This is a genomic window from Pseudomonas sp. ICMP22404 (assembly GCF_006227205.1).
Classification (GTDB): Bacteria; Pseudomonadota; Gammaproteobacteria; order Pseudomonadales; family Pseudomonadaceae; genus Aquipseudomonas.
Window position 1 is genome coordinate 418,859 of sequence record NZ_VCNG01000003.1, and the last position, 10,669, is coordinate 429,527.

General features: G+C 61.8%; 10 protein-coding genes. All 10 read right to left on the reverse strand.

The genetic code is table 11. From position 1 onward, the window contains the following. Positions 1 to 20 precede the first annotated feature (20 nt). The 10 genes from FGE05_RS07770 to FGE05_RS07815 are packed head-to-tail and all read right to left on the reverse strand — an operon-like array spanning position 21 to position 10,667. On the reverse strand, positions 21 to 1,256 hold the full coding sequence (locus FGE05_RS07770) for a hypothetical protein (protein ID WP_139643390.1): 1,236 nt from the start codon (positions 1,254 to 1,256) through the stop codon (positions 21 to 23). Further along, the gene (locus FGE05_RS07775; RefSeq protein WP_139643392.1) at positions 1,253 to 2,782 is read right to left on the reverse strand and encodes an acyl-CoA dehydrogenase family protein; all 1,530 of its coding nucleotides are present in this window, start codon (positions 2,780 to 2,782) and stop codon (positions 1,253 to 1,255) included. Before FGE05_RS07775 ends, FGE05_RS07770 begins: the two co-directional genes overlap by 4 nt. Continuing rightward, on the reverse strand, positions 2,779 to 3,765 hold the full coding sequence (locus FGE05_RS07780; RefSeq protein WP_175386388.1) for an SDR family NAD(P)-dependent oxidoreductase: 987 nt from the start codon (positions 3,763 to 3,765) through the stop codon (positions 2,779 to 2,781). The genes FGE05_RS07775 and FGE05_RS07780 overlap by 4 nt, the downstream gene beginning before the upstream one ends. After that, entirely contained in the window at positions 3,762 to 4,979 is a 1,218-nt protein-coding gene (locus FGE05_RS07785; RefSeq protein WP_139643398.1) for a beta-ketoacyl synthase, read from the reverse strand. The genes FGE05_RS07780 and FGE05_RS07785 overlap by 4 nt, the downstream gene beginning before the upstream one ends. Beyond that, the gene (locus FGE05_RS07790; protein WP_055134400.1) at positions 4,976 to 5,233 is read right to left on the reverse strand and encodes an acyl carrier protein; all 258 of its coding nucleotides are present in this window, start codon (positions 5,231 to 5,233) and stop codon (positions 4,976 to 4,978) included. The genes FGE05_RS07785 and FGE05_RS07790 overlap by 4 nt, the downstream gene beginning before the upstream one ends. Positions 5,234 to 5,249: 16 nt before the next feature. Next, positions 5,250 to 6,029 (reverse strand): outer membrane lipoprotein-sorting protein, encoded by a 780-nt coding sequence (locus FGE05_RS07795; protein ID WP_139643401.1) that lies wholly within the window; start codon positions 6,027 to 6,029, stop codon positions 5,250 to 5,252. Beyond that, on the reverse strand, positions 6,026 to 8,386 hold the full coding sequence (locus tag FGE05_RS07800) for an ABC transporter permease (protein WP_139643404.1): 2,361 nt from the start codon (positions 8,384 to 8,386) through the stop codon (positions 6,026 to 6,028). The genes FGE05_RS07795 and FGE05_RS07800 overlap by 4 nt, the downstream gene beginning before the upstream one ends. Further along, the gene (locus FGE05_RS07805; protein ID WP_139643407.1) at positions 8,383 to 9,069 is read right to left on the reverse strand and encodes an ABC transporter ATP-binding protein; all 687 of its coding nucleotides are present in this window, start codon (positions 9,067 to 9,069) and stop codon (positions 8,383 to 8,385) included. The genes FGE05_RS07800 and FGE05_RS07805 overlap by 4 nt, the downstream gene beginning before the upstream one ends. 18 nt (positions 9,070 to 9,087) lie before the next feature. Further along, the gene (locus FGE05_RS07810; RefSeq protein ID WP_139643410.1) at positions 9,088 to 10,218 is read right to left on the reverse strand and encodes a hypothetical protein; all 1,131 of its coding nucleotides are present in this window, start codon (positions 10,216 to 10,218) and stop codon (positions 9,088 to 9,090) included. Further along, complete coding sequence (locus FGE05_RS07815; protein ID WP_139643413.1) at positions 10,215 to 10,667, reverse strand: SRPBCC family protein; 453 nt, start codon at positions 10,665 to 10,667, stop codon at positions 10,215 to 10,217. Before FGE05_RS07815 ends, FGE05_RS07810 begins: the two co-directional genes overlap by 4 nt. Between the last annotated feature and the right edge of the window lie 2 nt (positions 10,668 to 10,669).

Consider the following 10,669-nt stretch of genomic DNA (forward strand, 5'->3'; position numbering starts at 1 on the left):
CGGACATAACGGCATACCGCTCAGAACGAATAACGCACAGCGTTCACCCAGCGGCTTTGCTCGTCGAAATATCCGAAGCTCTGCCGACTACCATCGAATAGGTCCAATCCGGTGCGCAACTGCCAATGGGCATCGAGGTCGTAACGCATTTCCAGGGCAGCGTATTGTGCGGAATTGCGCAGGTCCTGGGCCAAATAGCCCGTCAGGTAAAGCCGGCCCTGCCACATCTCCCGCCGGATCGCCACGCTGACTATTTCAGAGCGGTCCTGATCGACGGCGTCCTTCACCTCGTCCTTCCAGAGGTTGTAGTACTGCATGCCGAAGAACCAATCGCCGCTCAGGTAATCGACCCCCAACAGCAGTTGTTGCTGGCGGTTTTTTTCAAGTTCCAGCACACCCGTCGGCGCCCTTGAGTAGCGATACGCGTCGGGAACCAACGCCGCCTCTCCCTTGAACACCACGGGGCCGATCGGCATGGCGAACGAACCACCGAACAGGGTACGGCGTTTCAGGGACTCACGATAACTCAGGCCGGCCTGGGACAAGCGGGCGGTGTAGCTCTCCTCCGTTTGCCATCCATGCCAGGCATTCAATGAATAGTCGATGCCCTGAAGGTTACCGCTCCATTTCAGGGCCGGTGTCCAGTCAGCGGGCTTACGCCAGTCCGGGTCGTCCGCCTCTGTCCGGGGAATGCCCGCCAAGGCATTCTCGACAGTCGGTTCGGCGAAACGGGAACCGGCATCGGGCAGCAGGTCCTTGCGCGTCTGCGGAATCACCAGCAGTTGTAGCGATTGATCCTCGAACACCGAACACTCGCTGTTGAGCATCGCGAGTGGCCGACGCTGTTGGACATAGTCGCCAAAATAACCTTCGCGTCGGTCGAACGCATGAATCACATCCAGGACCCTCAGGCGATCGGCACTGCCCCAGACCACTTGTTGTACACCCAACGTATTGGTGCAACGGTCGCCCTGATACTCGGCGAACAACTCACGAGGTTCCACTTCGTGATAGTCGCCGTCGAGTTGGTTTTCCTGCAACGCCCGGACTTGCACCTTGTACCGCCAGCCCGAATCATCCTGCCAACTGCCACCCAGCAGAGCTGAATACTCGTTGAGGCCCCATTCGCCCTCGCGCGTCAGTGCTTGCCGGGTTTCCAGGCGGCCACTGATATCCAAGGCCTCCAGCGAGGCGCCCTGGCAGGCGCCGCTGAGCAAACTCATCGCCAACCCGGCCTTCAATGCGGTGCGCTTCATAGGCCCTCCCGTGACATGAGCAGAGGATCGATGGTGCTGTCTTCACCGGGCTGGTGCTCATCGCACAGGCCTGCGTTGGCATTGATCCACTCGGCCAGTCCAGGCATTGCCCGCACCGGTGAGCGGGCCCGCTCCCAGGTGTGCAGCGCCTGTTCCAGGCGGAACTCGACCCATCGCCTGGATGACTCATCCAACGGCTGGGCGTAGAGTATCAGCCAAGCCACGCATTCCCCCAGGCGGAGCGTGCCAGCCGATAAGCGTTCCATCGGGCCCGCGTCGGCCAGCCATTGCCGAAGTCGCTGAGCGGCGATCTTTCCGGGCGTTGTCTGCTCCAGGTAGTCAAGCGTCGTGACGGGCTGCTCCTGTACCCGTTGGCCGATAAAGGTCGCCAGTGTTTCCGACGGTCCTTCGAACAGGCGGGTAATGCGCGCATCGCGCCATAGCTGGCCAATGGGATTATTGTCGCAGTACCCCCGAGCACCGAGCATCTGCAAGGCGGCGTCACTGACTTCACCGAGCATCTCGCTGGCCACCCATTTGACCGCGGCCAGTACCTGCGGCGGCGCCTCGGGCAGGCCCTGATCCAGGCGAAGCGCGAGATCGTCGACCCAACCGCCAATGGCGGTCGCGGCACACAGCGCATCGTCCACGACCCGTTGCGTGTGCTGGTGGTCCCAAAGCCGGTGACTGCCCAAACTGCGCCGGGTGCTGTAACGCATCATCAGTTGCAGACACCGCCATAGCCCGCCGACACAAGTGGCCGCGATGCCCAGGCGCCCATAGGCCATGGTGTCGCTGGCCACGGCCATGCCGGCGAACGGACTGCCCAGCACCCGGTCCGCGTCCACCAGCGCGGCGTCGAAATGCACTTGATTCTGCACCATACCTTTAAGCCCCAGGGTCAGCGCCTCGCTGCCCTGACGCATGCCTGGTTGCTCGGCATCCAGACACAAGCCGACGAAACCGCAGTCGCGCCCCTGTTCATCGAGATGCCGGGTGAATACCGAGATCACCCCAGCCCAGGCGGCTGACCCCGACCAGGACTTGGTCCCGTCCACCCTGAAACCCTCCCTCTCCCGCCGGGCCGTCGCCGACAGGCCGAGAGGATTGGAGCCCGCGCCGTGTTCGGTCAACGCAAACGCGGCGAGTATTCGTCCGCTGGCCAATTGCGGCAAATAGCGCTCTTTCATGGCCGGCGAGCCAAAACGCTGGATCGGTCGAATGCCCAGCCCGTTGTTGAGCCCCACGAAAAAGGCCAGCGTCAGATCAATCGCTCCCAACTGACGCTGAACCCGCAGCAGTTCGAAATTCGATAACCCCAACAGGCCACCGTCGCGTTCGGCCACCTGCATGCCCAGCAAGCCTTTGTTGCCCAACGCCAATACCCAATGCGGCGGCAGGCAACGACGCTCGTCCACCAAGCGGAAATCCAGGCGCTTGGCCCAGTTCCGCAGCCAGGCATTCAACTGCACCACCGCCGGTGTATCGGCCAGGACACCCACCTCGGGCATCATCCTTTCGTTCAACGCTCACGCTCCTGTAGACGGGTCAACCAATGGGCCGTCTCGTGCACCAGATCTTCCAGCGACTGGCTGGGAACAAAACCCAATTGCTGTCGGGCCTTGTCGGTTCGGTAATGGACCTGTCGGCCCAACAAGGCCACCACGTCAGCCGATAGCCGCAGCGGGACCCGGCCAATCAGCAGATCCAACGGGCGCAGCAAGGCGACGATCCAAGCCAGTGACCGGGGGCGCCAGCGTGGCGCCCTGACGCTCAGCGCATCCGCCATGCAGCTGAAGAGCTCGCGGTAACTGGTGTTGTGGGCGCTGAGGATGTAGCGCTCGCCACGCTGCCCGCGGTCCATGACGGCCTGCAGCCCCTCGACCAGGTCCCGCGCACCGATAACGGCGATGCCGCCGGGCGGAATGAACGGCAGACGCCGGTACTGGAGATCGAGCATGACCTTGCCCCAGCCGTGCAGCACATCGCAGTGGGAGGCAATGACCGCCGACGGGCAGGCAATCACGATGTCCATGCCTTCGGCGCAGAAACGGCGTACCTGTTCCTCGGCCTCACGCTTGCTGTGCATATAGGCCAGGCGAAACGCGTCGCCGTTATAGGCCATGGTTTCATCCGCTTGCCGGGCCGGGTAGCCCACGGCGGCAATGGACGACACATGCAGGATGCGGCCGACACCGGCAGTGCGGGCGGCCTGCAATAAATTGACCGTTCCCTGCACATTCACCGCGAACATCCGTTGGCGCTCGCTCTCATAGGGCAAGGCCAGGCCGGCGGCGTGATAGATCCTGGTCACGCCACGGAGTGCCGGGGCAAGGCTGGCCGGAACTAGCAGATCGCCCTCACGCCAGTCCAGGCGTTCACGCAGGCCCGCCAGCGCCGGAGCCGGGTCCTCTGGCAGCACCAGCACTGCCACGGCTTCCCCCTGCGCCAGCAACCTGCGCACGATATGACTGCCCAGGCACCCACTGGCTCCCGTGACCAGAATCATCGACGCGACCCCGTGGCCAGCGCCAAGGAAACGTTGAGCCCCCCAAACGCAAAGGAGTTTTTCAGCCAGGCCTGGACGTTCGCCTGACGCGTGCCCTCGGTCACATAGTCCAGGTCGCATTCCGCATCCCGCCCCAGGTAGTTGAGGGTGCCGGGAATCTGCCCATGCATCGAGCCCATCAGGCCGCCAATCAACTCCACCACACCCGCAGCTCCCATCAGGTGACCGATGGCCGACTTCACCGAGGAGACGCACAGCTGCGATGCGTGGCTGCCAAAAACCTGCTTGATCGCCGCGGTCTCGCAACGGTCGTTGAGCAACGTGCCGGTTCCATGGGCGTTGATATAGCCGAACGTCTCGGCGGGCAGCCGGCTGTCCGCAATGGCCTGGCGCATCGCCTGGGCCGGGCCGTCCACAGAAGGCTTGAGCAAGTCGCCGGCGTCGCTGTTGACGCCATAGCCCAATACCTGGGCCAGGATCGGTGCCCCCCGGGCCTGGGCGTGAGCCAGGGTTTCCATGACCAGGACACCGCCGCCCTCCCCCAGCACCATGCCCCGGCGACCGGAAGAGAACGGTCGGCAGGTATCCGGGGCCATCGCGCGCAAGGCCTCCCAGGCTTTCCATACCAGCGCGTTGAGACAGGCATCCGTGCCCCCCGCCATGACCAGGTCGGCATCACCGTGACGTAGGAGGCGATAAGCCTCGCCAATCGCCTGGGTCGAAGACGCGCATGCCGTGCTGATCGTCAGGGCGGGCCCTTTGAAGCCGTACTTGAGGCTCAAGTGGCTGGCGGCGGCGTTCGCCATGACCCGTGGCACGGTCCAGGGCGCCAGGGTGGAACTGCGGGCCTGATACAGATCCAGGTAAGCGCTGTGCAGCGACTCGCTGCCACCCACCGCCGTGCCCATGTAAACCGCACAGCGCGTCGGATCAACCTGTGCCAGGTCGATCGCGGCCATGTCCGCGGCCTCGGCGGCGGCCAGCAAGGCGAACTGGCTGGCACGGTCCAACAGCAGCAACTCGTTGGCACTGAACCGCCCGACCAGGGCGTCTTCGGGCGCCGCGCCGGCGTTGCAGGCCGCACCGACCGCCTCGCTCAGACTGGGCACCGGGCCAATGGCACCACGTCCCTGGGCCAGACCGTCCCATAAAGCCTGGCGGCCGACGCCGAAAGGCGAAACACAGCCGACACCGGTGATGACAACGGCGTTCACGAAACGGCTCGCTGGGTGGACAACTGTTCGGCCAATATTTCCACCAGGCGATGCACTGAACTGATGTCGGTATGGCTGTAGGCAGAGAGATTGACGCCAAAGCGCTTTTCAATCGCGTAAGTCAGCTTCAACACGTCCAGCGAGTCGAGCCCCAGCTCTTCCACGCTCAGTTGGACGTCCATCTCCGTGATATCCAGTTCCAGGGTGCTGGCCAGTAGATCCAATACCAGTGCTTGCAGCGATTGCGTCGACATAAATGACTACCCGGGATCAGTGTTCAGTGCGCAATGCACGTTGGGTGAACTCAGCGTCAGCGACGCCGAGATTGATGCTGACCTTCTCGACGATCAGGCGTGTGCTCTTGTTCGCAGCCAGGTTGTGCATGGTCTGCACCGTCGGCCTGCTGAAGCCATCGACGAATTGCAGGCCCTCGGTCTTGAGCTGTTTGACCAGCACGCCCTGGCGATCGAAATAGTCCACCTGCACCGGGTAGCGACTGGCCTCTTCGAGGTAGTAGACCTTGCGCGAATAACCGGACACGTCCGCCTCTTCGCTTTTTGCCTTCGCCTCGATACGCCGACAGGCCGGCCAACTCAGGCAAGGCTCGGAAGACGCCAGGCTGGTGAACTGATAGCTGTCCAGCTTGTAGTCTTCGAAATCCTCGTAGGTGAAGTCCGTGCCCATGAACCAATTCTGCTTTTGCGAGCCCGCCAGGCGCCGCAGGCTTTTGGTCGACGGGGTGTAGGACCAGATATCGTTGATGGCCTTGCCACTGTCTTCGATCAGCAGCGCAACGTTCTTCACGGCTGCCGGAGCGGTAAAGCGCACCAAGGTCCCCGTGCGATCGCTCATTCGCTTGTCCAGGCGGCTGAGCTGGCGGGTGAACGTCAAGCGCTCGCCTTCCAGCAACTCCATGCGGTAATCGACCCTTTCGTCCGCCGCTTTCATGCGGCGATCGGAATCGCGCATGACTGAAAGCGCGTCGTCGGCATGGGCTGACCCGATGCACATCATCAACAGGGAAAAAGTAACAGGCAGCTTGTGGTTCATCCGAAGTTCCTGAGCTTGAGAGTGTCAACCGCCGGGATGCGGAATACGTGGCGAATGGCAGGCATCGCCGCAAAGGGAATGATCACCAACGCCGGCAGGATGACTCGCCAGAAATCGCTGAAGGCAGGGTCGGTGTTGATCTTGAACCAGACATCGGTCAAGCGATGGTTGAGGACGGCGCCAAGGCCATACCCCAGGGGGATGGCGACAATGCCAGCGACCACGGCGATGCTCAGGGTTTCACAGAGCATGATCAGCGACACACTGCGGTCGCTGAAACCGAGGATCCGCAGTACACCGTACTCACCGCGCCGCCCCACGATGCTGAAGTTCATGCTGGTGATGGCAAACAACAGGGCGATGGCGATGCTCATCAACGCCGAGATATGGATGATCACCCAGATGTGCGAGCTGATTTCGAGAATGGAAGCGACAATGTTCTGCTTGGACGTTACCCGCACCACGCCCGGCAAGGCATAGATCGCGGCGTCGTCCAGGCCGCTGCTTCCCGCATCGATCAGGTAGGCGCCGGTGAATTGCTCATCGAGGGCCAACATGCGCTGGGCGAAGCGTCGAGTGGTAATGATTTCGCCCGGCAGCGCCCCGGAAAACACTCCGACAACCTTGGCCGGATAGAGATTGCCGCGCACCTTGAGGGTCAGCCGGTCTCCCGGACCCACACCCTGTGCGATAGCGATACGGCGCTCGATCACCAAAGCTTCAAGGTCGCCGTCCAACAGCATCCGGCCTTCCATGAGGTTCACATGACGCACGCCGTCCGCCGGTTCGATACCCAGCAGACTGGCGTTGTCCAACTGCCCCTGGCCGCTGACCTGGGCACCGCCCTTGACGAAGGTCGACCAGCGACTGCCTGGCGCCAGGCCATTGAGACGGGCGATGTCCTCGTCCCACCAGGCCACGTCCAGGTCCACCACGCGGCTCCAGTTGTCACGCTCGACGTTGCTGATGGCGGTGCGTTCCATCGACGTCAGGGAAATGTAGAACGCGATGGTGATCGCGATACTCGCTGACATGGCCAGGACCGTCACCAGACTGATGCGCCAACTGCGCAGCAAGTTGCGTAACGAATAGCGGAACCAGAAAGGTCCGCCAATGTGCCGCAGGCAAGCCACCATGCGCAGCGCCAGGGTTTGCTCTTGACCGGCACCGACATCACGCAAGGCGTCCATAGGTGTGATGCTGAGAATGGAACGCATGGGCAGGTACATGCCCAGTGCAACGGTGCCGCACAGCAACAGGCCGGCTCGCCACAGATAAGGTGGCTTGAACATCAGTTGTGGCTCGGGCATGCCGATGGCTCGCGCGTAGTTCAAGCCGAACGCATACATGTCGAACAGCGCAAAGCCACAACCCAGGACCAACGCCAGTGCGATCAACATCAGTGCCGGCAAGCCATAGGCACAGGCCACCTGTCGACGGCTATAGCCCAGGGTCAGAAACATGGCGATCAGCGGCCGCTCTTCCTTGGCCCACTGATACATGAGGAAGAACACCACCAGGGTCGACGACAGCGCAAAAATCAGCACCACCGTGGGCAGGAAGACCTTGAAGGTGTTGAGGTCCAGCTCGAGGAACTTCTGGCTGAACTGCTCCTGGCGCGGCAACACATAATCCACCGCCAGGCGTGACTGCGCGCGCTCGGTGATGCGCTGCTTGACCTGCGCGAGCGAGGCGTCCGGCGACAGGCTGAACAACAGGCTGTTGATGGCCGAGAAGCCCAACTGCTGGTGCATCAGCGCCTGGTCGGCAAACAGCACGCACAGCGAACCGTTGCTGGGCACATAGACGCTGGGGTTGAGGGGTGCAACCAGGTATTCGGGGCTTTCGACAATCCCGATCACCTCCACCGGGTACTCGGCCCGCCCCGCGGTGAAGTTGAAACGATCCCCCACGCCCTTGCCATGGAACTGCGCGCAGTTTCGCTCCAGAGCGATCCCCGTGGTCTCCATGGCCTCGGGCAGGCGTCCCTGCAAAACCTTCAAGCGGTTGACCGCCAGGAAGTCCTGCGCGGGTGCACTGACCATCAATCCAGCGACCGGCTGCTCACCGCCAAGGGGCGCCAGCCCGGGCATCAATAACCGATGATGAATGGCGGTCACGCCGTCGATGTCATCGAACGCCGGCAGGTTGATCAGGTCTTCGGGGGCAAAGATCACCTCCAACTCCGCCATGGCGGCATTGGACTGGATGTCCTCGACGGTGCTGAACAAACTGTCGATGGCCGAGTAGGCGCCCACCAGCACGCCAAAGGTCGAGGCACAGATCAGCGCAATGGTCAGCAACCGATAGCGAATCACCAGAACCGAGCGAAGCACATGCCGTACCAGCATGTTCATGAGTCGGCCCTGTGCAGATTGCCCGAGCGCATCTCGTAGACATGATCGGCATGTTGCCCCAGCCCGGGGTTGTGCGTGACGATCACCACGGTGATCTGTTTCTCTGCCTGCATCTGGCGCAACAGTTCGAACACCCGCATCCCGGTCTCTTCATCCAGGCTGCCAGTGGGCTCGTCCGCAAGAATCAATTGCGGTTCCTTGATCAGCGCCCTCGCGATTGCCACCCGCTGCTGCTGGCCGCCCGACAGCTTGGAGGGGAATTTTTCGGCGTGCTCATGCAGCCCGACTTTTCGCAGGTACTCCTCGGCACGCGCATGGTCCCGTGGCGTGACCGAACGGATCGGCTCAAGCCCGGTCAACACGTTTTCCTTGACCGTCAACGTCGGGATCAGGTTGTGAAACTGGAAGATGAAGCCCACGCGCTCGGCCCGGAACCGGGTCAAGGCTTTGAAGTCCATGCTGTCCAGGCTCGCGTCTCCCACGCGCACCTGGCCCTCATCGGCCCGATCCAAGCCGCCGAGTATATTGAGAAGCGTGGTTTTGCCCGATCCGGATATACCCCGGATCACTGTCATGCTGGCGCGGGAAATGTCCAGGTTGATGCTGTTGAGCACCAGGCTGCGCTCATCGCCGCTGGGGTAGATTTTTTTCAGCCCACTCAAGGAAATCAAAGGGATATCCATTTCGTCTACAACTCCAGTTCAGAGCGCTGCTTCAGCCAGATCGAGTCCGAAAACACCATAGCGCTTGGTCCGGCGCATCCCGACATTGCGCGCCAGCACGTAGCTGGATGGGTTGCGGTCGTCGATCCACATGGTGTCCACCCGATCGAAACGCGGTTCGGCATAACGGACGATTTCATCACCGATCAACCGCCCGAGACCGCGCCCCTGTACCGACGGATCGGCGCCGATCAAGGCAATGACCGCCCCGTTGACGCTGCGCTTGTAGCGCCCCAACTTGAATAGATCGAACAAACCAAAGTGGCCCTTGAGCTGGCTCAGTATCTGGTTCAGATCCGGCAAAATCACAAAGAACGCCACCGCTCGGCCGTCGAGCTCGATCAGCTTGATCCCCTCCAGGTCGATGAAGGCTTTCACGCTGTCGATATGAAACTTGAAGCTGGGCTGGGAGATCGGCGCGACTTCGTAGTTTTCGGCAAAGGCGCTGTTGAACAGGCAGCGAATCTCTTCCAGATTGGACTTGAGGTCGGCACGCGTCGCCGTGCGCACACTGAACTGGCTGCCGGGCAGCACTTTTTCACTGCGGCTGGCCTTGCGTCGCGCACGATACTGCTCGGCATCGACACCGTAGGTGCTGAAAGTGAACGCCAGGTCGAACCCTACCTGCTTGAGGGTCTCGGCATACCAGAGCGGGTTATAGGTTTGCAGCAGCGTCGGGGGACGCCCGTCCAGGTCTTCCAGCAGCAGCGCGGCGTCCTGGGTCGAGGTGTAGCTGTAAGGCCCCAGTAGCCTGGACTTGCCGCGAGCCCGGGCCCAATTGGCAACCGCTTCGAACAAGGCTCGCGCAACGGCAGGGTCAGGGGTCACCTCAAAAAAGCCGAAGAACACATGCTCGTCGCCGAAACGCTGGTTGTACTCGGCGTGGATGCTCACGCTTATCCGGCCTTGCGCCTGGCCCTGTCCGTCCACCGCCAGGAAATGCTCGATCTGCGCTTCGCGAAAGAACGGGTTGTGGCGTGGCGACAGGATGCGCTTCATGTCGCTGCGCAGGGGCGCCACCCACTTCGGATCGTCGGCGTACAAGCGGAAAGGCAGTTCGATGAACTGCTTCAGGCGCTTGGCTGTGTTCACTACTTCAATCGAGATCATGAGGCGTCCAGTAGTTGTTGCATATTGCGATGACGGGCTTCGAAGATGCGGTCCATGTAGGCATCCACAAACAACCGCTCCAGTAATGCTCCCCCTATCGCCCTGTAAGTGACCCGATCGGTATAGAGCGTGCCGCCGGCCGCCGCTGCGACCCGATGCTCGTGCCGGAAGGCACTCAACGGCCCCTTGATCATCTCGTCGATGAAGTATTCATTTTCCTTGACCTCGCGAATGCCCACGGTCCAGTTGGCCGGGATGAACCCGAACATCCAGTGCCGGAAACGGAACTGGCGCCCCTGGGTGATCCGTAGATCGGCGATGTCGATGTTGCCCAGCGGGGTGACGCGCTCAGGGAAAATCTTCGGGAAATTGACCCCCTCCATGCAGAAATCGAAGACCTCCGCACAACTACGCCCCTTGATCAGCGTGGTTTTTTCCAATACCGGCATTC